General features: G+C 40.2%; 24 protein-coding genes and 1 pseudogene. 9 read left to right on the forward strand and 16 right to left on the reverse strand.

The window, feature by feature from the left end; translation table 11 throughout:
* The first annotated feature begins 108 nt into the window (after positions 1-108).
* Together FTU06_RS08705 and FTU06_RS08710 are read left to right on the forward strand one after the other, a co-directional pair.
* Positions 109-735 (forward strand): alpha/beta hydrolase, encoded by a 627-nt coding sequence (locus tag FTU06_RS08705; RefSeq protein WP_078194407.1) that lies wholly within the window; start codon positions 109-111, stop codon positions 733-735.
* A 283-nt stretch (positions 736-1,018) separates the two neighbouring features.
* Positions 1,019-1,543 carry a hypothetical protein gene (locus tag FTU06_RS08710; protein WP_168379340.1) on the forward strand — a complete coding sequence of 175 codons (525 nt, stop codon included), beginning with the start codon at positions 1,019-1,021 and terminating at the stop codon, positions 1,541-1,543.
* An 83-nt stretch (positions 1,544-1,626) separates the two neighbouring features.
* Here the strand turns inward: FTU06_RS08710 and FTU06_RS08715 are convergent, their stop codons facing one another.
* From FTU06_RS08715 to pheA, 4 genes are all read right to left on the reverse strand, one after another.
* The gene (locus FTU06_RS08715) at positions 1,627-1,998 is read right to left on the reverse strand and encodes a hypothetical protein (protein ID WP_078189090.1); all 372 of its coding nucleotides are present in this window, start codon (positions 1,996-1,998) and stop codon (positions 1,627-1,629) included.
* A gap of 112 nt (positions 1,999-2,110) precedes the next feature.
* On the reverse strand, positions 2,111-4,360 hold the full coding sequence (locus tag FTU06_RS08720; RefSeq protein ID WP_180146061.1) for a bifunctional prephenate dehydrogenase/3-phosphoshikimate 1-carboxyvinyltransferase: 2,250 nt from the start codon (positions 4,358-4,360) through the stop codon (positions 2,111-2,113).
* A 3-nt stretch (positions 4,361-4,363) separates the two neighbouring features.
* A complete protein-coding gene (hisC, locus tag FTU06_RS08725) occupies positions 4,364-5,455 on the reverse strand; it encodes a histidinol-phosphate transaminase (protein ID WP_180146064.1) in 1,092 nt (363 codons plus the stop codon).
* A 69-nt stretch (positions 5,456-5,524) separates the two neighbouring features.
* A complete protein-coding gene (gene pheA, locus FTU06_RS08730) occupies positions 5,525-6,634 on the reverse strand; it encodes a prephenate dehydratase (RefSeq protein WP_180027224.1) in 1,110 nt (369 codons plus the stop codon).
* A gap of 572 nt (positions 6,635-7,206) precedes the next feature.
* Here pheA and FTU06_RS08735 point away from each other — a divergent pair.
* Entirely contained in the window at positions 7,207-7,737 is a 531-nt protein-coding gene (locus tag FTU06_RS08735; RefSeq protein WP_180146067.1) for a DJ-1/PfpI family protein, read from the forward strand.
* A 145-nt stretch (positions 7,738-7,882) separates the two neighbouring features.
* Here the strand turns inward: FTU06_RS08735 and FTU06_RS08740 are convergent, their stop codons facing one another.
* A complete protein-coding gene (locus FTU06_RS08740; RefSeq protein ID WP_180020843.1) occupies positions 7,883-9,025 on the reverse strand; it encodes an acyl-CoA dehydrogenase family protein in 1,143 nt (380 codons plus the stop codon).
* A 171-nt stretch (positions 9,026-9,196) separates the two neighbouring features.
* Positions 9,197-10,543, reverse strand: coding sequence for a dicarboxylate/amino acid:cation symporter (locus tag FTU06_RS08745; RefSeq protein WP_168379336.1), 1,347 nt, complete (start codon positions 10,541-10,543; stop codon positions 9,197-9,199).
* 408 nt (positions 10,544-10,951) lie between these two features.
* Between FTU06_RS08745 and FTU06_RS08750 the strand changes: the two genes are divergently transcribed.
* Positions 10,952-11,950: a glycosyl transferase family protein gene (locus tag FTU06_RS08750; protein WP_180146070.1), complete on the forward strand. Its 999-nt coding sequence runs from the start codon at positions 10,952-10,954 to the stop codon at positions 11,948-11,950.
* A gap of 91 nt (positions 11,951-12,041) precedes the next feature.
* Here the strand turns inward: FTU06_RS08750 and FTU06_RS08755 are convergent, their stop codons facing one another.
* Positions 12,042-12,308, reverse strand: a complete 267-nt coding sequence (locus FTU06_RS08755; RefSeq protein ID WP_078189099.1) for a YeaC family protein — start codon at positions 12,306-12,308, stop codon at positions 12,042-12,044.
* Positions 12,309-12,310: 2 nt separating this feature from the next.
* Positions 12,311-13,249: an NAD(+) kinase gene (locus FTU06_RS08760; protein ID WP_078189100.1), complete on the reverse strand. Its 939-nt coding sequence runs from the start codon at positions 13,247-13,249 to the stop codon at positions 12,311-12,313.
* 152 nt (positions 13,250-13,401) lie between these two features.
* Here FTU06_RS08760 and mrcB point away from each other — a divergent pair, with 152 nt between their 5' ends.
* Together mrcB and FTU06_RS08770 are read left to right on the forward strand one after the other, a co-directional pair.
* A complete protein-coding gene (gene mrcB / locus FTU06_RS08765; RefSeq protein WP_180146073.1) occupies positions 13,402-15,795 on the forward strand; it encodes a penicillin-binding protein 1B in 2,394 nt (797 codons plus the stop codon).
* A gap of 37 nt (positions 15,796-15,832) precedes the next feature.
* Complete coding sequence (locus FTU06_RS08770) at positions 15,833-16,354, forward strand: tetratricopeptide repeat protein (protein ID WP_257224301.1); 522 nt, start codon at positions 15,833-15,835, stop codon at positions 16,352-16,354.
* Between the two features lie 141 nt (positions 16,355-16,495).
* Here FTU06_RS08770 and FTU06_RS08775 read toward each other — a convergent pair whose 3' ends face one another.
* Positions 16,496-17,395: an NUDIX domain-containing protein gene (locus FTU06_RS08775; protein ID WP_180009489.1), complete on the reverse strand. Its 900-nt coding sequence runs from the start codon at positions 17,393-17,395 to the stop codon at positions 16,496-16,498.
* Between the two features lie 147 nt (positions 17,396-17,542).
* On the opposite strand from FTU06_RS08775, the gene hemP reads away from it, so the two are divergent.
* Positions 17,543-17,713, forward strand: coding sequence for a hemin uptake protein HemP (hemP, locus tag FTU06_RS08780; protein ID WP_078189103.1), 171 nt, complete (start codon positions 17,543-17,545; stop codon positions 17,711-17,713).
* A 197-nt stretch (positions 17,714-17,910) separates the two neighbouring features.
* Here the strand turns inward: hemP and FTU06_RS08785 are convergent, their stop codons facing one another.
* The 4 genes from FTU06_RS08785 to FTU06_RS08800 form a co-directional block, all read right to left on the reverse strand.
* Positions 17,911-19,230: a HAMP domain-containing sensor histidine kinase gene (locus FTU06_RS08785; protein ID WP_180146076.1), complete on the reverse strand. Its 1,320-nt coding sequence runs from the start codon at positions 19,228-19,230 to the stop codon at positions 17,911-17,913.
* Between the two features lie 4 nt (positions 19,231-19,234).
* Positions 19,235-19,903 carry a response regulator transcription factor gene (locus FTU06_RS08790; RefSeq protein ID WP_180009491.1) on the reverse strand — a complete coding sequence of 223 codons (669 nt, stop codon included), beginning with the start codon at positions 19,901-19,903 and terminating at the stop codon, positions 19,235-19,237.
* Between the two features lie 131 nt (positions 19,904-20,034).
* Positions 20,035-20,397, reverse strand: coding sequence for a NirD/YgiW/YdeI family stress tolerance protein (locus FTU06_RS08795; protein WP_180066629.1), 363 nt, complete (start codon positions 20,395-20,397; stop codon positions 20,035-20,037).
* A 104-nt stretch (positions 20,398-20,501) separates the two neighbouring features.
* Positions 20,502-22,259, reverse strand: coding sequence for a GspE/PulE family protein (locus FTU06_RS08800; protein ID WP_180027311.1), 1,758 nt, complete (start codon positions 22,257-22,259; stop codon positions 20,502-20,504).
* A gap of 210 nt (positions 22,260-22,469) precedes the next feature.
* Here FTU06_RS08800 and FTU06_RS08805 point away from each other — a divergent pair, with 210 nt between their 5' ends.
* A complete protein-coding gene (locus FTU06_RS08805; protein ID WP_180146079.1) occupies positions 22,470-23,480 on the forward strand; it encodes a hypothetical protein in 1,011 nt (336 codons plus the stop codon).
* A gap of 39 nt (positions 23,481-23,519) precedes the next feature.
* On the opposite strand, the gene tsaA is transcribed toward FTU06_RS08805, so the two are convergent.
* Positions 23,520-24,233: a tRNA (N6-threonylcarbamoyladenosine(37)-N6)-methyltransferase TrmO gene (gene tsaA, locus FTU06_RS08810; protein WP_180146082.1), complete on the reverse strand. Its 714-nt coding sequence runs from the start codon at positions 24,231-24,233 to the stop codon at positions 23,520-23,522.
* 106 nt (positions 24,234-24,339) lie between these two features.
* Between tsaA and FTU06_RS08815 the strand changes: the two genes are divergently transcribed.
* A complete protein-coding gene (locus tag FTU06_RS08815) occupies positions 24,340-25,119 on the forward strand; it encodes a ferredoxin--NADP reductase (protein WP_078189109.1) in 780 nt (259 codons plus the stop codon).
* 72 nt (positions 25,120-25,191) lie between these two features.
* On the opposite strand, the gene FTU06_RS08820 is transcribed toward FTU06_RS08815, so the two are convergent.
* Positions 25,192-25,632, reverse strand: a complete 441-nt coding sequence (locus FTU06_RS08820; RefSeq protein ID WP_180027310.1) for a hypothetical protein — start codon at positions 25,630-25,632, stop codon at positions 25,192-25,194.
* 51 nt (positions 25,633-25,683) lie between these two features.
* Positions 25,684-25,797 (reverse strand): annotated as a pseudogene (locus tag FTU06_RS08825) (IS982 family transposase); the annotation flags it as partial.

Consider the following 25,797-nt stretch of genomic DNA (forward strand, 5'->3'; position numbering starts at 1 on the left):
TTTAATTAAACAAACTATAACAGTAGAGTATTTTCAAATCCAATCTGTGTTTTAGATAATATTAATCTGTAAACTATGCGACTCTCCCGCTTTCACATTTTAGTCATTATGTCAGAACAACTGTTCATTCAAGGGCCTGTTGGTCAGCTTGAAATTTTTGTTGATTATCCACAGGGTGAAGTGAAAGGATTCGCGGTAGTTACACACCCTCACCCATTGCAAGGTGGCACACCACAGCACAAAGTACCTGTGCTTTTAGCGCAAATGTTCTTAGAACGTGGCTATGTTGTCTATCGCCCAAGTTTCCGCGGCTCTGGCCAAAGTGCAGGAATACATGACGAAGGCAATGGTGAAACCAAAGATACCATGCAAGTCATTGAATTTGCTCGTAGCCAACACCCAAACTTGCCATTTTATGCAGGCGGTTTTAGTTTTGGTGCAAATGTCATGACTAAATGCTATGCCCTATTGCCAGTGGAGTTACAGCCTGTACAGACTATTTTATGCGGCTTACCAACCACAACAGTTGCAGGTGTACGTCACTATGTGACACCGCATATTAAGGGTGATATTTTATTTATTCATGGTGAAGAAGATAATGTCACACTGTTATCTGACTTGATTCAGTGGGCCAAACCACAGCGCCATTTAATCACGGTTTTGCCAGGTGCAAACCACTTCTTTACGGGTTATCTCAAACAGCTTCGTATTGCGATTTCACGCTTTTTAGTATAAAAAATACAAAAAAATGAGTCAGCTTAACTGGCTCATTTTTTTTGCCTAGCGAACGCTCTATTCCCCCAATATTTCAGATAAACTGAACTACTCGCTTTTCGATTTATCCATTTTTTTTTGCATTAGCGATCATAATTCGTTCAACATGTAATGACTTAAGCCGATGCTCGTTTAATTTTGATTACGCCTCAATTTTTTATCTAAAAACCAATAATTTACTTGTTTAAATAATCAACTACAGAAATAATACCCAGAAAAATTAAGATAAAATTTAGAGGGAAAAATGAAATTTATTGTTGCTGTGATTTTAAGTCTAGGCATTGCAGCTTTGGTCTATTATTTTAATTCAACCCCATCCACAACGACAAATTTGCCAGCATCTACGGTTGCTGCGAACGATGGTCCCAAAGCCTATTTGACTGCGTCATACAAGATGAATGTCGATGGTCGTGATTTTAGCTTAAAGATGGTCTATGACTTTCCCAACAGCCAAGTGTGTGAAGCCCAACTCAACAGCACTGACACCATGAATATGATTTCAACCTTTAAGCAACGCTGTTCGAGTGACTCGGTGTGTAAAGAAGCTGAAATTTCGTCTTGTTCATCTTTTACCGATCAAAAATATAAAGATATGCTCGATAAAAACTATCATGACACCCATTATATTTATCTTAGCGATAGCAAATTGACTGATCAACGTGGTGTGATTGTGTTTTGGGGACTCAATGAACAAGAGTCAGAAAAAATGTGTGACTATGTGAAAAAGAGCAATCGAACCATTAATCCAATCAATATTGAATGTCTATAACCTTGTTCAATACATTCTGTTAAAAACAAAAAAGCAGCGCTATGCTGCTTTTTTATGGATGATTTTTAATTCAATTTTTCAGATCATTTTGTCATTTGTTTCCATTGAAACTCACTATATGACTCTTCTTCTTTTAAACTGTTTTCGACTGCTTGAGCCAATTGGTTCAATAAACTTTGCTCAGTAATACGATCTAACCAATCTTGGTCTTCATCTGGATAAGAGGTAATTTCACAGACTAAACGACCTGATTCATCCTGCCCCTGACATGTCACTGAAAGCGGCAATTCATGCTGATCGACACTGACTGCAATCTGATCACCACTTTGCGATAACGTTTGAAAGCCATAACGCTCTAATTTATTTGCCAATAATTCAGCAACCTGAGTTTGCGTATCAGCACTGCTTTCAACTCGATTTGACTCGCTATGCGCGGTGAATTGTAGTTTTCTCATGTATCTATCCAAAGACATTCTTGTTGTATGGTTTTAGCATAAGCAATTAAAACCAAACAGCCAAGCATTTGCTTGGCTGTTGTTGAATAAATATACAATTTTGGTGAATTATTTATTCACTTACGGCAATCGTTAAACCGGCCTGAGTGGCTAGCTCTGTAAATGTCGGGAAGCTGGTCGCAACGGTTTCTGTACCCACGATATTAATTTCACCTGAAGTACGTAAACCTGCCATTGAGAAGCTCATTGCAATACGGTGGTCATGATGTGACTCAATTTGACCACCTGTGAAGATTGCACCCCACTCGCCCGCTTTGCCTTGACCTTCAATGATGATGCCGTCATCGGTTGGCGTGCAGTCAATACCCATAATTTTTAGGCCATCTGCCATCACTTGAATACGATCCGACTCTTTCACTCGAAGTTCAGCTGCACCGGTCAAAATGGTTTGACCTTCTGCACATGCCGCTGCAATAAACAGTGCTGGAAATTCATCAATCGCCAATGGCACTTGATCCTCTGGCATATGAATGCCTTTAAGCGTGCGTGAACCACGAATACGAATATCTGCAATCGGCTCACCGCCAGCGATACGTTCATTTTCAACAGTCAGGTCAGCGCCCATCTGTTTTAAAATTTCGATCACACCTGTACGGGTTGGATTAATGCCGACCGCTTCGAGAGTGACATCTGAACCTTCGGTAATCGCTGCACCCACCATAAAGAATGCTGCAGATGAAATGTCAGAGGGTACTTGAATGTCTGTACCGACTAACTTGCCGCCACCTTGAAGTGAAATGCGGTTGCCTTCTGTTTTCACGTCATAACCAAATGCACGAAGCATACGCTCTGAATGGTCACGTGTTGGTTCCGGCTCAGTGACAACAGTTTCACCTTCCGCCCAAAGACCAGCCAACAAAATACCGGATTTTACTTGTGCAGATGCCATTGGTAAGTCGTAGTGAATACCTTTCAGGTTTTGACTTCCGGAAATAGACACGGGCGGCGTACCACGCTCACCTGTAGTTTGAATTTGCGCACCCATTTCACGTAATGGTTTGGCAATACGTTCCATTGGACGTTTTGATAATGACGCATCACCCGTCATCACCGAATCAAACTTCTGTGCCGACAACATGCCTGAAAGCAAACGCATTGAAGTGCCTGAGTTACCCATATACAAAGCGCCTGCAGGTGCTTTTAAACCATGCATACCTACACCATGAATGGTGACTTCGCCGTTTTTAGGGCCTTCAATACTCACCCCCATATCGCGGAATGCTTGGAGGGTTGCCAAGGCATCTTCACCTTCAAGGAAACCAGTGACATGCGTTGTGCCTTCTGCAATAGCACCAAACATGATAGAGCGATGTGACACAGATTTATCACCTGGCACAGTAAATTTACCTTGGAATTGCTTTGGACCCGGTAAAATTTTGAATTGCTGTGTCGTCACTTTATTTTTCTCCATCAGTGGTTTCTTTGCGAGCATGTGATTGAAATGTTGGCGTGCCGCTTGTGCATGCCCCAACAGTCCCATCAACGCTTGTGAGTTTTCATCTTCAATCAGTTTGCGAAGAATAGCCAATTGTTTTTCAAAGCCATCTACCGCATTTAAAATTGCCTTTTTATTGGCAAAAAAGATGTCATGCCACATATGTGGGTCGCTTGCAGCAATGCGTGAGAAATCACGAAAACCGCCAGCGGCATAACGGAAAATATCTAAATTGTCTTCTCGGTTCGCAAGTTGCTCAACCAAGTTAAATGCCATCAAATGCGGAAGATGACTGGTATGGGCCAACACTTCGTCGTGTTTTTCCACATCCATGCAAATCACTTCCGCTTTGGCAGCTTGCCACAATTGAATCAGTTTCTCTACAGCCCAATCTGCACTGCTTGGTAAAGGTGTCAAAATCACTTTGTGATTAGCAAATAAATCTACCTTACCTGCATGCACACCTGTTAGTTCAGCCCCCGCAATCGGATGCCCCGGTACAAAACCAGCAGGTAATTTCTCACCATAGACTGCTTTCGCTGCATCAACGACATTGCCTTTGGTACTCCCAACATCGGTAATAATCGTCTGTACGGATAGATAAGGTTTGATCGCTTCAAGGACTTTTTGTGTCGCACGTACAGGCAAAGCCAAGACAACGAGATCTGCACCTTTGACCGCTTCAGCAGGATCGCTATAACCCTGCTGAATAAGTCCTAAAGCTTTTGCATCTTCTAAAGTTTTTTGTGAACGCGTAGACGCCACAATTTCCTTAGCCAAACCTTCAGCAATCATGACGCGAGCTAGGCTTGAGCCAATCAGCCCAAGCCCAATAAAAGCAACTTTTTCAAATAGTGGCACAGACATGACTTAAGCTTTAGCCTCTAAGCCCAAAACTTTAGCCAAGGCAGCTAAGAATTTAGCATTTTCAGCTTCAGTCCCAATTGATACACGTAAATGCTCTGGGATACCAACTGGACGAACAATCACACCTTCTTTTAATAAAGCATTGAAAGTCTGTGCAGGATCAGCTTTTACATTTACTAAAATGAAGTTCGCACGTGAAGACACATATGCTAAACCTAGAGCATCAAATCCTGACTCAAGTTGCGCCATACCTGCTTTATTGACTACACGTGATTTTTCAATAAACGCTTCATCTTTGAGTGCAGCAACAGCAGCCACCATTGCAAGATGGTTTACGTTAAAGGGTTGACGAATACGATTAAGGAAATCCGTCACTTCAACTGAAGCCAAGGCAAAACCAACACGTAACGCAGCCAAGCCATAACATTTTGACATGGTACGGCTAACGATTAAGTTTGCGTATTGATCTAAGAATTTTAAGCTGTTGAAGTTTTCTGGGAAATATTCCACATAGGCTTCATCTAAAACCACGATCACATTTGCAGGTACTTTTTGCATGAACGCTTCAAATTCAGCTTCTTCAAACCATGTGCCTGTTGGATTATTTGGGTTCGCAATAAAAATCAATTTAGTATTGTCTTTGATTGCCGCAGCCATTGCATCTAGGTCATGTGAAAAACCTTTTGCAGGTACTTCAATCGCTTCAGCATTAATCGCTTGAGTCACCAGACCATACACAGCAAATGCGTGTTGGCTATACACCACAGAGTCTTGCTCTGAAACAAAAGCACGAGCAAAAATTTCTAGAAGATCGTTTGAACCATTACCCAACGTAATGCGGTCATGTGCAATACCAAATTGTTTTTCAACTTGGTCTTTCAAAATAAAACCGCCACCATCCGGATATCGACCAATTTCTGCAAGTTCAGCAGCAACCGCTTCTTTCACTTTGTCAGAACAACCCAATGGGTTTTCATTTGATGCGAGTTTTACGATATCTGTAATACCCAACTCACGCTCAAGTTCACTAATTGGTTTACCTGGTTGGTAAGGCTTTAGCTTTGCAATGCCTTCATTGGCTGGGACAAACGTCATTTTACACTTCCAGTTTTTTCAAATGATGAAGGTGATCAACTCCTGATGGAATTGATCACAGTTGTGATCTTAAAGAACAGCAATCGGATATGAACCCAATACACGAATTTCTTTTACTAACGGACGAATTTCTTCAATTGCCGCTTTCACGTTTTCTTGCTCAACATGACCTTCCAAGTCCACAAAGAATACATAAGCCCATTTTTCTGGTAATGCAGGACGTGTTTCGATACTTGTTAAGCTAATATTATGCTTGGCAAACGGTGCAAGAATTTCAAGTAATGCCCCCGCACGGTCATGCGCTGAAATCAACAATGATGTTTTATCATTGCCAGATGGTGGCACTTTTTCACGACCAATCACCAAGAAACGTGTGGTGTTTTCAGGATTGTCTTCAATATTGCTATGCAAAATCTCGAGGTTGTAGATGTTCGCAGCGACTTCAGAAGCAATTGCCGCTGAGTGCCATTCATTACGAATACGGCGTGCCGCTTCTGCATTTGAACTGAGTGCAACACGTTCTACACCTGGATAATGAGCATCTAACCAACCACGGCATTGCGCCAAAGTTTGTTGATGAGCATAAATTTGTTTAATGCTGTCTTTACGTGTGTTTTCAGACACTAGGAACTGGTGATGAATACGCAGCTCCACTTCACCAATAACATTCAGATGTGAAGATTTGAAGCAATCTAGGGTGTGGTTCACTACACCTTCAGATGAGTTCTCTACAGGCACAAGACCATAGTGCGCACTGCCTGCTTCTACTTCGCGGAATACTTCATCAATCGTTGGAAGAGGGCGAACAACAGCGTCTTGACCAAAGTGTTTTAAAACAGCCGAATGCGTATAAGTTCCGACTGGACCTAAGAACGCAATACTTTGCGGTGCTTCAAGGGCTAGACAAGCCGACATGATCTCACGGAATAAACGTGCCATTGTCACATCAGACAATGGGCCTTCGTTACGATCCATAACTTTACGTAAAACTTGCGCCTCACGTTCAGGACGATAAAACAATGGATTCTCTTCTGCAGCAAATTTTGCTTTTGCCACAGCTTCAGCTAGTTTCGCACGACGGTTGATAAGTTGTTGAATCTGCATATCAACAGAGTCGATATCTTCACGAATTTGAGCTAAGTCCAGAGAAGTCGGAGTGTTTTGATCATCGTTGATCATTGTTATGTCGCCCTTCAAAAAAATTTTGCAAACAGTATAACAATAGTTAGCTTTCAAATGTTGCGCAATACGACTTTGATGGTTTCAGCCTTAAAAACATACAGTTGATTAAAGCTTCATCAGCTTAACTTAAGAGCCAAAACAGCCAAACTGATAGGTAAAGCCATAATTAAGGCAAATCTTACCTTTTGACGGCTTTATTGATCATTCATCTTGAGCAGCACAATAAATAGACCTTCTCTTTTCCTCCAAATTTGCATCAGATCCATCCCCTTGTATAAACCCATCAATCAATTTGTTTCATTGGTCATTTCAGTTTTAAATTTTGCTCTCAATACTTGAAGCAAAATAAAAATTTCAAAACTTGGCTTTCATGGCATAGAAATAATTTGAAACTTAAAGATGATCTGTATAAACACTTGGTCATTGATCGTTTTTTCAGTGACTTAATAGGCACTTTCATCTAGTGTTTACAGTCATTGACGCATTTATTACAAAAGACACAGGTAATTTTTTTCATTGCTTTGTAGTCTAAATATCAGAAAAAAAATAACAGACCCATAGGTACAAGTATGCACAAGAAAATTGCAGTGTTAGTGACCTACGATTTTGAAGATATTGAGTACCTTGAGCCTGTGGAGGCCTTTCGAGCCGCTCGGCACAGCATTATCAATATCGAAGATCAGGTTGGAAAAATCGTTTACGGTATTAAACGCCGTTCCCAGATCACCATTGACCAGAGTATCAAAGACGCCTCTGTCCATGATTTTGATGCCTTGTTTATTCCCGGCGGTTATTCCCCAGAGAAACTCTCTTTAGATGACCGTTTTATCTATTTTGTACGTAATTTTGCAGATAGCCAAAAGCCGATCTTGAGCAGTTGCCATGGTCCACAGTTGTTATTAGAAGCTGGTGTTATACAAGGTCGCCATTTCGCCCAATCTGAAACGCTGAAATCTGCTTTACTAAACGCAGGTGTGGTGGTGTCGGATCAATCGGTCGTGAATGATAATAACCTGTATATATCGTCTCGCAGTACTTTAGATATACCTGAATTTATCGAAGTCTGTCTGCAAGTTTTGGGGCAACCGTCATTATCTTAGGTCTCAATATATTCACTTACACTCAACCGCATAATCTAATTCAAACACGCAAATCTATAGAAAGACATCGTCACTATAGAAATACATTGTCAAAAAAATAGCGAAGTCTTCACTTCGCTATTTTAAGTTCAGCCTGATAATTTGTTTATCGACCTAAAATACTTCGTGCCACGATTTCTTTCATAATTTCATTGGTGCCACCGTAGATTTGCTGAATACGTGCATCGACAAAGAAACGTGAAATTGGATATTCCGTCATATAACCATAGCCACCAAATAATTGAAGTAGATTATGGGCCACTTTCATTTGCATATCGGTAGAAAAGCTCTTGAGTGCTGCTGCAGTTTCAACATCAAGTTTGCCTTGCATATAAAGTTCAACATTTTGATTATAAAATGCCGCTGTAGCCAATTCGTCAATCTTAGCCTGTGCCAAGACAAAACGAGTATTTTGGAACTGTCCGATCGCCTGTCCGAACGCTTGTCGCTCTTTAACATACTGCGTTGCCACATCAATGGAACCGCGAATCGCACCAATTGCAGTCGAGGCAATTGCGGTACGTTCACGCGGTAACTCTTGCATCAAGTAAGCAAAGCCTTGTCCAGCTTGACCCAAAAGTTGCTCTTTTGGCACTTTGACGTTGTCATAAAACAACTCTGAAGTGTCTTGCGCATGCAGACCAATTTTGTCGAGGTTGGTACCTTTCTTAAATCCATCCAAATGTGTATCGACTAAAAGTAATGACACACCTTTGGCACGTGCTTGTGGATCAGTTTTCGCAGCCAATACCACAAGGTCTGCATGTTGACCATTTGAAATAAAAGTTTTCGAGCCATTGAGTAGATAATGATCGCCCTGCAAAATTGCACTACTGCGCATAGACTGTAAGTCCGAACCTGCTCCCGGCTCTGTCATACCAATAGCACCGACCACTTCACCTGTGACCATTTTCGGTAACCAATATTGTTTTTGTTCTTCTGAACCAATGTGCAAAATATAAGGCGCTGCAATTTCAGAATGGCATGAAATACCTGTCGATAATGCACTAAAACCTGCTCGCGCAGATTCTTCGACTAGCATCAGTGAATAATGCGTTGGGACGCCATAGCCGCCATATTCTTCAGGCACATCCACACATAAAAAGCCATTTTCACCCAAAGCATTCCATACTGAACGCGGCATAATGCCTTCACGTTCCCATTGCTCATAATGTGGTGCGACATGCTCTGCCATAAAGCGGCGAAAGTTATCTCGAAATAATTCTAAGTCTGCATCATAAGCTAGCATGTGTTTCTTCCTTGGTTGAGTTTGTTATTTTGTTGAGTTCCATCCTATTGCAGTTTAGAACAGCCGTCATGCCTAAAAACTAAAGCGTTCAAATTTGGCTTTGGGCTTACATAAAAAAAGGAAGCCGAAGCTTCCTTTTTAAATGACATCTTTTACATCACAGCACCAGCCTTAGGCATGATGTGCATTGCCTTCTTCTTGCATCTGACGGTCAATTTCTTCAGGGTTTGCCAAAGCAAAATCCAGTTTTTCTTTGTCTAATTGACCCACCCATTTTGCAACCACAATCGTTGCCAATGAGTTACCGACAAGGTTCGTTAATGCACGTGCTTCTGACATGAAACGGTCAATACCAAGAATCAATGCCAAACCAGCAACAGGAATATGCCCCACAGCAGAAAGTGTTGCAGCCATAACAATAAAGCCTGAACCCGTCACACCCGCAGCACCCTTAGATGAAATCAGTAGAACCAATAACAACGTGATCTGATGCGAAATATCAAGCGGCGTATTGGTCGCTTGTGCAATAAAGATCGCCGCCATAGTCAGGTAAATAGACGTACCATCTAGGTTAAATGAATAGCCTGTTGGAATAACCAGACCCACTACAGATTTTTCTGCACCTGCAAGTTCGAGTTTTTTCAACATACGTGGCAGTACAGATTCTGAAGATGACGTACCTAGTACGATCAAGAGTTCTTCGCGAATCATACGAATCATTTTGAGGATACTGAAACCGCAAATACGTGCAATTGAGCCAAGTACAAGGAAAATAAACAGCAAACAGGTAATATAGAAGCAGATGATCAACTGACCCAATTGCGCCAAACTACCGATACCATATTTACCAATGGTATAAGCCATCGCACCGAAGGCACCAATTGGCGCAAGCTTCATGATCATGTTTACAATGTTAAAGAATACATGTGCAATTTGATCAATAAACTTCAATACAGGCTTACCTGCATCACCAAGTTTATGCAATGCAAAACCAAATAATAAGGCAAATAATAGAACTTGAAGAATCTCACCCTCAGCAAACGCACCAACAACGGTGTTTGGGATGATATTCATAAAGAAATCTTGGGTAGATTGTGCTGCACCAGATTCAACATATTTAGAAATACCTGCAGTATCTAAAGATGCTGGATCTACGTTCATGCCTACACCTGGTTTTGCAATATTAATTACTGCAAGACCAATGATGAGTGCGATGGTCGAAACAATTTCGAAGTATAGTAAAGCGACACCACCTGTTTTACCCACAGATTTCATGCTTTCCATACCTGCAATACCACTCACCACGGTACAGAAGATCACAGGTGCAATAATCATTTTAATCAGCTTGATGAAACCTTGTCCTAGTGGATAGAACAATTCACCCCAGCCTTTTACGTATTGCTCGGTACCATTGATAATTTGTGTGCCACTTGGTGAGAAATGCCCCACCAATACACCCGCAATAATGGCAACGATCACTTGAAAATATAGTGACTTATAAATTGGTTTTTTAGCCATGACATTACTTCACGATATATTTCTGCTTCAAAGAAATATTCAGTTTTTGTCTATTTTCAAAAAATAAACAGCCCAAAACCCCTTTGTCTTCGACAAAAGAGCACCAAAGGTATTTGACTTAGCCAAATACAGAAAAACGAAATATGTATGGTGATTAAATAATCACATCAGGACCTGATATAAAATCAGCGCATTGATCAGGAGATGAAACACATACTAAAGTAGGTTAAATTTTACCTGTTTTTTAATGGCTTGTTCTGCCACAAATGTTAATTTCGGTTAAATAATAGACCGAGATCATTAGACGATAGTCTAAAGACATCCTTTTTTAAACCTGTTATCAGGCTGAAAAATACCAACTATAGAAGTAAACTATCCTTAAGTCCTAATTTTAAGCCCAGTATTTGCATGAACAATAAACGAAATATTTACAAAGATTTTGAACATCCTTTTGCGCAATTTGTCCGTATCGTGGGTAAAGGTAAAAATGGCGCACGTTCTCTCACTTATGATGAAGCCTACCAAGCGTTCAGCATGATCTTAAAAGATGAGGTTTTAGACGTTCAATTGGGCGCTTTCTTGATGTTATTGCGTGTAAAAGAAGAATCTGTCGATGAACTGACAGGCTTTGTCCAAGCCACACGTGATCAGCTCAAGTTTAAAAAGCTTGATGTCGATTTAGATTGGTCATCTTATGCAGGTAAACGCAAACATTATCCTTGGTTTTTATTGGCCGCATTAACGCTGGCAAAACACGGCTACAATGTCGTAATGCATGGCGCTTCAGGTCATACCATTAACCGCCTTTATACAGAACAAGTATTAGAGTATTTGAGTTTTCCTATTTGCCAAAATGATACAGATGTGGAACAGCAGCTTATACAACGTCATTTTGCTTATATTCCGCTCGACGTCATTTCGCCAATACTCAGTGATCTAATTTCACTGCGCAATGTGATGGGTTTGCGTTCCCCAATTCACACCCTTGCCCGCCTAATAAATCCGTTTAATGCCAAAGCCACCATGCAAGCGATTTTCCACCCAGCCTATCGTGGATCACACCAACGTGCGGCATTCCAATTGGGTTATCAAAATAGTGCTGTCATTAAGGGTGAAGGTGGTGAATTCGAACGTAACCCCGATGCAAAAACCTTAATTTGTGGCATCAAGGATGGTGAAATGTATGAACATGAATTGCCTAAACTTACGGACAACCGCAGTCCCGTCGAAGAAGAACTCGATTTGGCCGTCTTTAAAGCCGTTTGGGACGGTCAACAGGTACATGAATATGGTGAAATCGCAGTCATCGAAACCATGGGAATTGCACTGTATACCATGGGTGCCGTCGCAAGTTTTGATGAAGCGATGCAAACTGCCAAAACCATGTGGGCAAATCGTCACGCTTAAATAAGCAGATATGAAGCAACAAATTTAGGCATGCATCAGCCAATAAAAAAGCCAGCATTAAGCTGGCTTTTTCAATCAGAAAGAAAACGGATTAAACGAAACGAATCGGCTTGAACTCAGGTTCTTCCACATGCGAGTCGCAATGCTCATCTTCTTCTTTGGTCCCACGGTCGATATAACCGCTACGCTCATCTTCTGGCAAATGTTTAATTTCCCATGCATACACCGCTTGCATACAAATTTGACGTTGTTCTTGAGTCAGCGCTACGCCATTTGGCCATTTACCAATTTCAATTGCCGTTTTTAATCGACCAACAATTTCAGGATCGAGTACGGCAAGCATCTGTTCAATATTCATAATTAATCCTGCTTTAATGAGTCAAAATCTTGGTTCCAGCCTAGCTTGGTACGACATGCCATATAGAAGTCATAACCAGGTGGATGTAATAAGTTGAGCTTAAATGGATGTTTGCGGATATGTAAACTATCGCCTACACCCAATGATACACTGTGTTGACCATCGGCACTGACCATTGGTAAAACACGGTTTTCACGAATCAAAATTTTAATTTCACTTTGTCCGCCCACGACAATCGGACGTGACGACAAAGTATGAGGATGCATTGGCACTAAGGCAATCGCATCCATACTTGGGTGGACAATCGGACCACCACCAGATAATGCATAAGCTGTAGAGCCGGTTGGTGTCGAAACAATTAAACCGTCACTGTGTTGGCGGTATACATATTGCCCATCAATATTCAGTTCAAAGTCGATCATGTGTACCGATTTACCCGAGTGCAGCACAATATCATTTAAAGCTACAGCATCATAAATCGACTCGCCTTTCGAGCGAATTTCCATTTCTAGCAAGAAACGTCGGTCTAGCTGAAACTCACCTTTGAGCACTTGATCTAACTTGAAAATCACTTCTGTCGGTTTGATATCGGTCAGGAAGCCCAAACGACCACGGTTCACCCCAATCACAGGGGTATTATATTTCACCAAGGCACGTGCGGCATGAAGCAATGAACCATCACCTCCGACAACGATCACCAAATCGACAACTTCACCCAATAAATTACGGCTGACCGTCTGAGTATTATTGTAGGGAACCAGCTGCGCTGTTTGCGTATCAAATACAGGATGTAATCCCAAACTCAAAATATGATCGTGGATCAAACATAGGGTTTCGATCACTGATGATTTGTCTGGACGACCAATCAACCCAATGTTTCGAAATGATTTATGTGAAATTTGCACCTGCGCTTTTGCTCCGCTTCGCCTCATTGGTATCATATCACTAACAGAAATGATTTAAAAAAACTTTAAAGTTTCGACTTTAGTGAAGTAGCTTCCAATATTTTGCATACATATAACAGTTTAAATATTGCAAAATACTGAAAAGCTTCGCATGATTAGCAAAATTTCTCAGGGTCTTATCACTATTTATGAAGTCTGAACGTGGCATAGGCATAATTGCACTGATTTTTTCGCTGTTGATTATCGGCGGATTTCTCGTGTTCAGCATTTATCTTATTCGTCTAGATAATATTGTACGGGATAAATTCGAAGGTCAACGTTGGGATATTCCAGCCAAGGTATTTGCTCGTCCTTTAGAAATTTACACCAATGCGCCTGTAAGCCAAGCAGACCTCAACCAAGAACTGAAACTTTTGGGCTATAACGCTCAAGACAGCTATGCGAAAACGGGAAGTTACGTTACATCTGGCAATGTAACCTATATCCATACGCGTGGTTTTGACTTTGGTGATAGTGTCGACCCTGAACAAGTCCTTAAAGTGACTTTTGGTGAAGATCAAATCACTGAAGTAAGTGCGACCAAGCCTTCAAGTAGTGGTATTGCCCGCTTAGAGCCGATGTTAATTGGTGGTATTTATCCTCAGCACAATGAAGACCGTGTGCTGATCAAACTTGATAAAGTGCCAAAGCCTTTAATCCAAGCTTTAATTGCTACCGAAGACCGCAATTTCTATCAACATCATGGTATTTCCATTCGTGGTACAGCACGTGCCATCGTAAGTAATGTCACCGGTGGTAAACGTCAAGGTGGTTCGACCCTCACTCAGCAATTGGTGAAAAATTTCTATTTATCGCCTGAAAAAACCATTAAGCGTAAGGCCAATGAAGCCTTAATGGCGATGCTGATTGAACTCCACTATGACAAAGATGAAATTCTTGAAGCTTATTTAAATGAAGTGAACTTAGGGCAAAATGGTAACTATTCCATCAATGGTTATGGTTTAGCTTCACAATTTTATTTTGGTTTACCGCTGCGTGAACTTAATATTGCTCAGCAGGCTTATTTAGTTGGTCTGGTACAAGGCCCGACCCTATTTAATCCGTGGAAAAATCCTGAAGGTGCGATTAAACGCCGTAATATTGTGTTGAACAATATGGTGGTGATGGGCTATTTAACTCAGGAACAATATGAAACTGAGTCAGCGCGTCCATTGAATGTCATTACAAAACCAACATTGGGCCCTTCTCGCTTCCCTGACTATATGGATATCGTGCGTCGTCAACTGCGTACTGAATATCAAGAAAGCGATTTGACCAATCAAGGTCTGCGTATTTTCACCGCGATGGATCCTATTGCTCAAACCCGTGTACAAACTGCATTTAAAGAATCTGTGGCACGTTTAAGTAATGCCAATCCAGCACGCTTGAAAGAATTACAAGGCGCGGTACTGGTGTCTCATCCTGAAAATGGTGAATTGGTTTCAGCAGTCGGTTCAACGCAGGACTTTACTGGCTTTAACCGTACAATGGATGCTAAACGTCAAGTCGGTTCATTGCTAAAACCTGTGATTTACCTCAGTGCGATAGAATCAAACCGTTATAACTGGGCGAGTCAAATCGAAGACAGTCCTATCAGCATTCAAAGTGATGGCAAAGCTTGGACACCGAAAAACTATAGTGGTGGTGCACATGGTGTCGTACCAATGGTCGATGCCCTATCAAACTCTTATAACCTCTCTGCGGTACGCTTAGGTCAAGAGTTCGGTATGTCGACTTTTATTAACCATCTGAAAAAGTTTGGTGTGACTTCTAATATTCCAAGCTACCCTTCGATTTACCTTGGTGCTATCGATATGTCACCGATGGAAGTGATGAGTGTGTATGGCAACTTTGCAACCGGTGGCTTCAAATATCCAGTGAAAGCTATTCGTTCAGTGGTCGATGCCAATGGTCGTTTATTAGATCGTTATAGCTTAACGGTACAACCGACTATTGCACCTGATGCAGCCTTTATCTTGAACTATGGTTTACAACAAGTCATGAGTTCAGGGACAGGCCGTTCTGCTTATGCATCATTACCAGCTTCACTCAAACTTGCAGGTAAATCAGGGACAACCAATGATACGCGTGACTCATGGTTTGCAGGTTATTCAGGTAATTATTTAAGTGTGGTTTGGTTAGGTTTAGACAACAACAAAGTTACAGGCTTAACTGGTTCGTCAGGAGCACTTCCGGTTTGGACCAATGTCATGAAGCAGTTACGTCAAAAGCCAGTTAATTTACGTCAACCAGACAGCGTACAGTGGCATTGGTTAGACCGTTATTCAGGTAATTTATCTGCACAGCATTGTACAGGTGCGATGTATATTCCTCTGTCGCGCAACTCTATTCCAAATCAAGCGACGGCATGTGGTTCGACACAATATGAAGTAGAACCTTACACAGTTGATACTGAAGAGACGCAGCCAACTCAGGAACAAAATGATAGTTTAGGTGACTACATTCGTGAAAGTGATGTCGATAATGATCAGGGTTCATCTGATCAACCTCGCATCATCTCAAGTGGAGAGTATACAAATTAAATTGCAAAACATTAAAGTTTTAAAAACGTTCAGTATTCTGAGCGTTTTGACGATCATTTTGGCTGGTTGCCAAACCATAGTCGAACCTGAGCAAAAGCCGCCTGCTCCACCTGAAAAAAAGGCAGATATCCATGACTCTTCTGGGGTCATTATTACGCCATATGACCATCCAGAAATTAAACGTCAACGCATCGTTATTCCTGAGCAGAAAACCCAAATTCAAAAGTTTGATGATGGTCGTGACTTACCTGCATTCAAAAAATTGATGCAAACTACGCAAACCGCTTATGCCAATGGAAAATGGAATGAAGCTGAAAGTGCTGCAACTCAAGCACAGCGTTTGGCACCACAATCTGCGGAAACTTTTTTATATTTGGCAATGATCGCCAATCGAAAAAATCAACCTGCGAATGCAGAATCGTTGGCACTGCGTGGATTAAGCTATGCTCAAACCAAGCCGATGAAACAACAGCTTTGGAATGTTGTTTTAAAAGCTGGTCAAATGCAAAAGAAAAGCAGCACCATTCAAAAAGCACAACAAGCAATTAAAGCTCTTTAAGCACCCCGTAAAAAAGCTTGATCTTAATTGAGATCAGGCTTTTTTATTTAAAACATACTAAAAGTAAGCTTATTTCCAATAGTTACTTTAAGTCTAAAATATCGACTTTAAATACAAATTTAATTCAATACACACTTTAATTTAAAAACTGCGAATACCTGCCACCCCATAAGCATGATGTTGCTGTGAAATAGACAATAATTCAGGACGCATGCCACCTAAAGCAAAAACAGGGATTTCTATGCCTCGTGCAATCTCAGAAAAATGCGCCCATCCCATACCTTGCGCCTCTGGATGACTTTGTGTCGCCAGAACTGGGCTCATAAAAATAGCCTCACAGCCAATTTTTTGCGCATGCAGCGCAGAAACTTGATCATGACAAGCTGCGATATAGCGCTTCCCAAGCTGTAAATCACCTTTATTTTTTTTCAGCAATTGGTGCTGCTTAAGATGTAAAGCCGAAATATGTGCTTGCACCTCTGTAGAGAGTAATGACCATAGATCTTCATTAATTATCAGTTGTTTTAAAATCACGGTAGGTAATTGATTTAATGCCTCTGCATTTTCTGCGCTGGCATCGACTCGCCAATAATACAACAGCGTCTCTTTAAGCGTTTCAAGTGTTGGTAAATCGGCGGTGATTTTGATCTGTTGCTGCCAATATAAACGCTGCAAAATAGCTTGATTGGCCTTTGGAAAATTCAAACTCATGAGTTGTTGACGCGAATACCAGGCCCATGGCTTTTGGATTTCATTCAGCAACGCATGCGGGACGGTGGCATGAAATAAATGTAATTTCACAATGACATCATCATATTCATGTTGAATAAAATCAAAAGCATGCCAGTCATGTAAACCAATTCCAACCTCTTCAAAAATTTCACGACGACAAGCCTGTTCAGGACTTTCACCCTGCTCGACTTTACCGCCCGGAAACTCATGTTTATTGCCCTGATGTTGTTTTGCTTCACGCCAACCCACCAGTACTTTGTCTTGATGCAATAAAATCGCAATGGCGACATCGATTTGCGGTTTAGACATAGTTCCCTGCTCTCTACTCTGTTCCAATTGATATCTAAGTGTAAGCAAATTTATCTTTTTTATAAAATCCTAAAATTACCGTTGACAGGCCTATTCGATAATGATTATCATTTAAACCATTCAGAAATACACCACGGAGTCGACGGAATGAACGCACCATTTAGCCTTTTTACTCGTAGCAATGAAGCACACCACTCACTGCCAATGCTACATTCAAACAACCTTTTTGCTTTAGGACGTGAAATTCGCATTATGCATGCAGGTGAAGAATATCGACTACGTTTAACACGAAATAATCGCCTTATTTTGACCAAATAATTTCTGATAAAAATAATAATTATCAGCGCAATAAAAATAATCGTGAACACAAGCAGTAAGCCATTCGCTTACTGCTTTTTTAAGTTTTGTACTTAGTTAAATTAAGTTTTATAGCTACTCAAACTTAATTTAAATCGCAACACTCATCTTCCTCTCACAACACTCTTTCGCTAAATTCCTTAGAGCAAATCGTGTATTTAACGGATTGGAAAAGTGAGTTGTACCTTTAAGCCACCAAGTTCAGATGCATCCACATTTAAATGGCCTTGATGTAACTGTACAATTTTTTGGGCAATTGAAATACCTAAACCTGAACCTTGCGTCTTCGTTCCCAATACACGGTAAAATCGCTCGCCAATGCGTTGCAATTCTGCGACTGTCAGTCCCGCACCTTGATTTTCAATCGTCCAAACCGCCTGCTGTGCTGTTACCGTTAAATCAATCTTTACCTGTCCTTGCTCAGGACTATAGCGAATTGCGTTATCGACTAAATTGCGTAGACAGGTAAACATCAACTCTGCGTTCATAGCAAACTGTACAGACTGGGTCTGTAGCTTTAATTCGATCTGTTTTTCTTCAATAAAAGGCTGTAAAGCGTCAAAGACTTGTAAACTCAGCTGTTCTAAGTCTTCTTGTTTTTTATCTAATTGCTCCGATTGCGTCGGGTCGAGCCGTGCCAAAATCAGTAGATTTTCCAACACGCGCGTTCCTCGATTAACATCGTGCTGTATGCTCAATAAATCCTGCTGAATGTCGGGATATTTTCGTTTTAATACCTGAAGTCGCATTTGAATCGCAGACAGCGGTGAGCGTAATTCATGTGAAGCATCGGATGTAAAGCGTTGTTCCGCATCTAAGGCTTGATCTAATCGACTTAATAAAAAATTCAGCTGTGTTTGGATCGGCTCTAGTTCTTGTAATACAGGTTCAGGTAAGACAATGGCTTGTAAGTCATCTACATTTTTTTCAGCGATTTGTTTTGAAAAAAGCTGTAAAACTTTCAATTGACGTTTAATCAAAATATGCAGTAATAGCCATTGGATCAACCAGACAATCAACAGAATCCCTGCATAGCCTAGTACGCTTTGCAGCGTTTCTCTGAGCCGTGTTTTCATCGGTTGAATGATTTGTACGCTTAATCCATCGTCCTGAAGTGCATAGCTACGCCAAAGCGCGCCTTCTCTCCATTGATAATGCAACCCTTGTTTTAAATTGGGCTGATGTTCAAATGCTGTGTGTTGTTCCGATGTGGTTAAGACTTGCGACCCTTGCATGAGTTGATATTGCATATCAAACTCTTCACTCAGCTCATCTATTTGTTCGTCTTGCTTCAGCGTGAGATCAGTAGCAGTGAGCATGTCAGCCACTTCGTCCATCAGGGCATCATGTACACTCATGATGTGATAAAGACCAAATCCCAACATCAGACACAGGGAGATTGCTCCCGCCCAAATTGCACTGAGCAGTGAGGTTTTAATCAGTTGCGACTGTAAGGAAATGCTTTTTTTATCACTCATAGACTTAACTTTGTTGTGGAAGATTCATGCGATAACCCAAACCTCTTAAGGTTTTGATGTAATCACTGCCAATCTTCTTACGCAATTGGTAAATAAAAACTTCGATCGCATTACTTTCAACTTCATCCCCCCAAGCATAGAGTGATTCTTCGAGTTGGCTACGCGTCATAATATGCTCAGGATTTAACATCATCTTATGCAAGATTTGATATTCACGCGATGTCAGCGTAATCAATTCCGCATTTTTACGCAGCGTTTTGGCTTGTACATCTAAACTTAAATCCCCGAAAGTCAGAGAATTATCACGCTGTTGATGATGCAAGCGTAATTGGGCACGTACCCTTGCTGACAACTCTTCCAAGCTAAAGGGTTTTACCAAATAATCATGAGCACCCAGATCTAAACCTTCTACACGATCTGCAATACTGTCCCGAGCAGTAATGAATAAAACTGGTGTAAGCGGATGCAACTGTACGATACGTTTTAAAATTTCATCACCAGTTACTTTTGGTAAGCCACGATCTAAAAGTATGCAATCATATTGATGTTGTTCTAAAGCCAAAATAGCGTGATCGCCGCGATCAACCCAATCGACACTATAGCCATCCATTTCAAGCCATGTTTTTATACTGTCTGCTTGGGATGCATCATCTTCTGCCAATAAAATTCGCATCTTACCTACCCTATTTCTATGGTTCCGACTTCAGTGTATCGAACTTTTGCTCATATCTACTCATATCATAAAAAAACCACAGCAAGCCGTGGTTTTTTATGGAGCAGCACTGAAATGAATAACAGGCTAAATTAAAATTTTACTTGATCGACATCAACTTCAACGCGTTTCGTCGGTTTGTAATCAATGTCGATTTCTCCAATGAGCGTTACCGGTGTTTTAGCTGAAATCGCTTTGCCTTGCCAAAGTTCATCATCAATATCCACTGTAATGCTGCCTGTGCTATCGCGGAACTGATATTTTTCATCGCCCATCGATTTCACAACATAACCTTTCAATTGAACTTTACTATCATCTTTTAAGCCTAAGGCATGTTTCACCGATGTGGTTTTCATCGGTGCAACTGCAGCCTGATTGACTGCTGTATTCGCAACTGCCACTGATGCCACACCTGCAAATGCTAAACCACATACCAATTGAGTGAATGTTGTCATCTTCGGTCTCTCTTACTTTGTCTATTTCGATAGCGCTATTTAAACAAAGCAAGATGAGTCGAATCTTAAGCTGCAAAGACGTTTTTATTTATTTGATCGAACCATTAGTTGAGCGGTACGACACGCAGAACTTCCTCTAAAGTCGTCACCCCTGCAAGTACTTTACGCGCACCTGCAATTCGTAATGGCTCGACATGTTCTTTACGTGCCTGTGTACGTAATTGGGTTAGATCTGCATTGGCACCAATCAATTGTTTGGTTTCAATACTGAGTGGCATAAATTCATAAATCCCCACACGGCCTTTATAACCCGTTTGACGACATTCATCACAGCCCACCGCCTCGTAGACAAAATCAGGCATTTGTATCGCATATTCAAAGGTCAAATGTTTCCACTCTTGTTCATTGATAAAAGTCTCACGCTTACAATGTGGACAGAGTTGACGAACCAAACGTTGTGCCAAAACCCCTAAAATGGTCGCTGCCGTTAAAAAAGGCTGAATCCCCAGATCATGTAATCGCGTCAAACTCGATGGTGCATCATTGGTATGTAAAGTTGAAAGCACCAAATGACCTGTTAATGCAGCTTGGATTGCCATATTTGCCGTATCATGATCTCGGATCTCCCCGACCATGATAATGTCAGGGTCTTGACGCATTAAAGCCCGTACACCATCAGCAAAGCCTAAATCAATCCCTGTATTCACCTGCATTTGGTTAAAGCTCGGCTCTAACATCTCAATCGGGTCTTCAATCGTACAGACATTCACTTCTTCAGTTGCCAATTGCTTGAGCGATGAATAAAGCGTGGTGGTTTTACCCGAACCCGTCGGACCGGTCACTAAAATAATACCGTGACTATGACTGGTTAATGCTTTCCAATCATCCAACAGACGTCCTTCAAAACCGAGCTGTTGGAAACTACGTACCAAGACTTCAGGGTCAAAAATACGCATGACTAACTTTTCACCAAAGGCTGTTGGCAGCGTCGATAAACGTAGCTCTGTTTCTTGGCCTTTGGGTGTACGGGTTTTTAAACGTCCATCTTGCGGTTTACGTTTTTCAGCCACATTCATCCGACCTAAGATCTTAATTCGCGAGACCACGGCTGTCAGGGTATTTGCGGGCATGTTGTAGATGGTATGCAATACGCCATCGATACGAAAACGCACCTTTCCTGTATCTTTACGCGGCTCGAGGTGAATATCACTTGCACCTTGTTCGAAGGCAAACTGTAAGACCCAATCCACAAGCTTCACAATATGCTGATCATTGGCATCTGGATTTTGTGTATCACCTAATTGTAATAGTGCTTCAACGCCTTTATTTTCACGGTCATAACTCGATGATTTTTGCGAATTACTGACCGCACGACTCACTTGGTAATATTCAACCAAGTAACGCTGTAGTTGGTCTGGACTGAGTAATACACGCTGAATCTTGCGTGGTAATACCGTTCTCTCTAAATTGGCAATCCATTCATTTTTATAAGGTTGATCCGTTGCAATCAGCACATGCTCATTTTGTAATTCAACCGCTAAAATGCGATTTCGTACTGCAAATTCCTGAGACATAATGGCTGTCAAAGCAGGCACATCAGCTTTTAGAGGATCGATAATATAAAACGGTACTCCAGACTTTTCTGCCAACCATTGGCAAAGTCTATTCAATGTTAAGGTAGACTGCGGATGACTCTGATCGACTAAATTAAAATTGGCAATCCATTGTAGAGGATGCCATTTCAACTGCTCACGCTGACGGTGCGTGGTTTGAATCAGTATTTTGTCCCGTTCAGTAATACGTCCATCTTTTTGTAATTGGTCTAAACACCAAGAAGTGTCAATTTCAAAATTAAAAGTCATTGTTCTATGTTCCCCAAACATAGGTTCACTATAACAAAACCAGCTGATTAAAACGCAATATTTTTTACTTAAATTATTAAGAAAAATTTAACTTAAATCATTAATTTTAATTAGTTAATTTTTAACATTCCCTTTTTTATGTTTTTCTATACTATATGCAACAGTCACAAATAATAGTGACGTAATTCATAATTTATTAAAGAGGGTAACATGAAATTTAAAATTTTAAGCCTAGCCATTTTTAGTTCCTTAATTCTAAGCGCTTGCGGCGGCGGCTCTTCAGACAATAGTTCTACTTCATCTGAAACTGGATCAGGAAATGGAGCTGAAACTAGTTCCGAAAATAATAAATGGTCAATCTACTCATCATCATATTGGGATGGAAGCGACAATTTATTCGAAAAAACACATTTCAATATTCAAAATAATACTATTTATTTCAATGTTGATTATTTAAGCAATAACAATGAAAATTATGACTTGAAATGGATAATTTCTGATTATTTAACAGACGAAGGCCTTTATACACCAGTGCTGAACAAAACCGAATATGGTTATAAATTTGCCAATTTAATTTCTAAAAATGATAGCCAATGGATTTTCACACCAGCATCTAGTCAAAACTTCAATGGTCTGAAACTGACTCAAAATTTCGAAGTGGTAAATTTAACAGGTAAAGAAATTGGCTATTACGTAGACACATTTAATTATCTTTCAGGTGCAGATACTACGTTAGCAACGAAGTTGGGCACATTCCCTAGTTTCTATTATTCAAAATTAAAAGGAAAAACTTTTCCTCAAGGTTCAACTTGCTTAAGACTGAAAACATCATCAAGTTCAAAAAATTATGTTGAACTTTTTGATGGGGAAATTAATGGTTTTGATCCTAATAATTATTTAAATGATTTTACCATCCAAAACATAGCTTCTTATCCAGTTTATATTTCGAAAAATCAACCTGTAAATTATGATTTTGATGCTTATGTGCAGTTTAATCAAAATTATCGTTATGGCTCATACTATAAATCAGGGACCACTTACACATTGGCTAATGATATTAAAGACTATCAAGCTGACTTAGATGAGGCGATTCAAAATTATGGAAAGGATAGCCTGGAAGCAAAAGTTGAAACTAACTATGTAGAAGCAATCAAAAATGAATGCTCGCTATTTAACAATATCGCTAGTACTGAAATTGATAAATACTCTAAATTAAAGTAATTCGATTTCAAAAAAGATCAGGTTTAAAACCTGATCTTTTTAACTACTTAGAATTTCGTGTACGACTATTTTATTAGTGTCTACGCAAAAACGCACATTACAACCGCCAAACAACATGCCATATATACGTTCATCATCATGCTGATAGGCAGGACGTGGATCTAAACTCAATACTTGTTCCAGTTCTGCTGTTAATTGTTCGGTTAAATTGCCATTATTCAAAAATACCTGTTTTTGTTGCTCAGCGTGCTCTGACCAAATCACAGATTTTCTTTCTGGCTCATCCTGCGCATAACCACTTTGTGCACCCATCACTGCATCTGAATACTGAATATACGGTTTGATATCTAAAATTGGTGTTCCATCCAACAAATCACTACCGACCACATAGACTCGTACCGATTTTCCGACTTTTTTCACCCCTTTGAGCTGCACAACCGACAAGCCCATAGGTGACGGCCGGTACATACTTCGTGTCGCAAATACCCCGATTTTTTGATTACCACCTAAACGAGGTGGACGAACTTGCGGACGAAATTTTGTCGAATCTGCATTTTTATTTTCATGAAACTGCCAAATCAACCAAAGATGACTAAAATCATCAATCCCCTCAAAAGCCAATAAATCGTTATAAGGTTCTACCATTTCAATATAAGATTCGACTTGCACCAAATTTGGCTGACGTGGAATACCAAATTTTTCTCGGTAGGGAGATTTCATATACCCGATAATTGGCATTTTAAGCTCAGACATAATCACTTTTTCTGATAAGTTCAATTAAATATATTCAGTTTATCGAGAATGATTTTAGATTAGAATAGTAAGCTGTTCTAATTTGATAATTTTATTGAGACCTTTAATGGCTGCTTTTAACGTCGAAAAGATTACTCACGTCCACCATTGGAATGACACTTTATTCTCTTTTAAAACCACTCGCGATACAGCGTTACGTTTTAAAAACGGTCAATTTGTGATGATCGGCCTTGAAGTAAATGGTAAGCCTTTAATGCGCGCTTATTCTATTGCAAGCGCAAACTATGAAGAAGAATTAGAGTTTTTCTCTATTAAAGTTCCAGATGGTCCTTTAACGTCTATTTTACAAAAAGTAAAAGTTGGCGATGAAATTTTAGTATCTAAAAAACCTACAGGTACGTTGGTTCTAGATGACTTAAACCCTGGTAAAAACTTATACCTACTTTCTTCTGGTACAGGTCTTGCACCGTTCCTTTCTGTGATTCGTGACCCTGAAACTTACGAACGTTTTGAAAAAATCATTGTTGTACATGGTACTCGTTTCATTTCGGAATTGGCTTATCAAGATTTAATCTTAGATGAAATTCCTAACCACGAATTCTTTGGTGAATTAGGCGCGAAAGAAAAATTGGTTTACTACCCTACTGTAACTCGTGAAGAATTCCATACTCAAGGCCGTGTAACTACTGCCATTGAATCTGGTCAACTTTTCGAAAAAATCGGTCTACCACGCTTCAACCCTGAAACTGACCGCGCAATGCTTTGCGGTTCACCTGCATTCCTAGACGACGTTGCTGCACTACTTGACCAGCACGGTTTGAAAGAATCTCCTAAGATGGGCGTTCTAGGCGACTACGTGATTGAACGTGCATTCGTTGAAAAATAATTAGCTGTAAATTAAAAAGCGCATGTCATCATGCGCTTTTTTTTATCTATATGCCACTCATGACTGATACAGCTATTTTTCTTCTTTTACCTTCAATTCATCAATAATTTTTGCTCTCCACTCTAAACCTTTCTCAGTAGCATCAGGTAATTCATTCGATAAATTAATTTCCACACTGTCATCTGGATATATATGTACAGCTAAATATTTTTTATCTTTTAAATTTTCATTCGTCAATGTGGGGACATTGGTTGCAATATGCTTTTTAGAGCTATTACCTTCTCCCCATTTAATATATTGAGCTCCTGTTATCACTGCTGATCTTTTCGTTCCACTACCTAGCCCTCCACCTAACTCCTCTCCATTTAATTCAACAATATAAGGAATATAACTTGCATCATAACCATAAGATGTTGTCGTCAACACATAAGTTTTTGTTGAATGAGTATTACACCCTATTAAACTCATTGCTGAAAGCATAATAAACATTAAATTCGTTTTTAAAACTTTCATCATTATCCTTTAAAAAATATTGGGTTTTAATTTATTTAACCCGAATCCTTTTTAAGCCAATGACTGCATAATTTGAATTGTGGGCTTATGCTGCTGAGTTAATTGGTATGCACATAGTGATGCGTAAATACCACTTAAAAAGCCTGAGATACTTCTAGCTCTACT

This window comes from Acinetobacter sp. YH12052 (genome assembly GCF_013419835.1).
Taxonomy (GTDB): domain Bacteria; phylum Pseudomonadota; class Gammaproteobacteria; order Pseudomonadales; family Moraxellaceae; genus Acinetobacter; species Acinetobacter amyesii.

Excerpts from the sequence above, each read along its gene's own strand:
- FTU06_RS08705 (WP_078194407.1), top strand. The coding sequence starts at position 109 with ATGTCAGAACAACTGTTCATTCAAGGGCCTGTTGGTCAGCTTGAAATT.
- FTU06_RS08710 (WP_168379340.1), top strand. The coding sequence starts at position 1,019 with ATGAAATTTATTGTTGCTGTGATTTTAAGTCTAGGCATTGCAGCTTTG.
- FTU06_RS08715 (WP_078189090.1), bottom strand. The coding sequence starts at position 1,998 with ATGAGAAAACTACAATTCACCGCGCATAGCGAGTCAAATCGAGTTGAA.
- FTU06_RS08720 (WP_180146061.1), bottom strand. The coding sequence starts at position 4,360 with ATGTCTGTGCCACTATTTGAAAAAGTTGCTTTTATTGGGCTTGGGCTG.
- hisC (WP_180146064.1), bottom strand. The coding sequence starts at position 5,455 with ATGACGTTTGTCCCAGCCAATGAAGGCATTGCAAAGCTAAAGCCTTAC.
- pheA (WP_180027224.1), bottom strand. The coding sequence starts at position 6,634 with ATGATCAACGATGATCAAAACACTCCGACTTCTCTGGACTTAGCTCAA.
- FTU06_RS08735 (WP_180146067.1), top strand. The coding sequence starts at position 7,207 with ATGCACAAGAAAATTGCAGTGTTAGTGACCTACGATTTTGAAGATATT.
- FTU06_RS08740 (WP_180020843.1), bottom strand. The coding sequence starts at position 9,025 with ATGCTAGCTTATGATGCAGACTTAGAATTATTTCGAGATAACTTTCGC.
- FTU06_RS08745 (WP_168379336.1), bottom strand. The coding sequence starts at position 10,543 with ATGGCTAAAAAACCAATTTATAAGTCACTATATTTTCAAGTGATCGTT.
- FTU06_RS08750 (WP_180146070.1), top strand. The coding sequence starts at position 10,952 with ATGAACAATAAACGAAATATTTACAAAGATTTTGAACATCCTTTTGCG.
- FTU06_RS08755 (WP_078189099.1), bottom strand. The coding sequence starts at position 12,308 with ATGAATATTGAACAGATGCTTGCCGTACTCGATCCTGAAATTGTTGGT.
- FTU06_RS08760 (WP_078189100.1), bottom strand. The coding sequence starts at position 13,249 with ATGATACCAATGAGGCGAAGCGGAGCAAAAGCGCAGGTGCAAATTTCA.
- mrcB (WP_180146073.1), top strand. The coding sequence starts at position 13,402 with ATGAAGTCTGAACGTGGCATAGGCATAATTGCACTGATTTTTTCGCTG.
- FTU06_RS08775 (WP_180009489.1), bottom strand. The coding sequence starts at position 17,395 with ATGTCTAAACCGCAAATCGATGTCGCCATTGCGATTTTATTGCATCAA.
- hemP (WP_078189103.1), top strand. The coding sequence starts at position 17,543 with ATGAACGCACCATTTAGCCTTTTTACTCGTAGCAATGAAGCACACCAC.
- FTU06_RS08785 (WP_180146076.1), bottom strand. The coding sequence starts at position 19,230 with ATGAGTGATAAAAAAAGCATTTCCTTACAGTCGCAACTGATTAAAACC.
- FTU06_RS08790 (WP_180009491.1), bottom strand. The coding sequence starts at position 19,903 with ATGCGAATTTTATTGGCAGAAGATGATGCATCCCAAGCAGACAGTATA.
- FTU06_RS08795 (WP_180066629.1), bottom strand. The coding sequence starts at position 20,397 with ATGACAACATTCACTCAATTGGTATGTGGTTTAGCATTTGCAGGTGTG.
- FTU06_RS08800 (WP_180027311.1), bottom strand. The coding sequence starts at position 22,259 with ATGACTTTTAATTTTGAAATTGACACTTCTTGGTGTTTAGACCAATTA.
- FTU06_RS08805 (WP_180146079.1), top strand. The coding sequence starts at position 22,470 with ATGAAATTTAAAATTTTAAGCCTAGCCATTTTTAGTTCCTTAATTCTA.
- tsaA (WP_180146082.1), bottom strand. The coding sequence starts at position 24,233 with ATGTCTGAGCTTAAAATGCCAATTATCGGGTATATGAAATCTCCCTAC.
- FTU06_RS08815 (WP_078189109.1), top strand. The coding sequence starts at position 24,340 with ATGGCTGCTTTTAACGTCGAAAAGATTACTCACGTCCACCATTGGAAT.
- FTU06_RS08820 (WP_180027310.1), bottom strand. The coding sequence starts at position 25,632 with ATGAAAGTTTTAAAAACGAATTTAATGTTTATTATGCTTTCAGCAATG.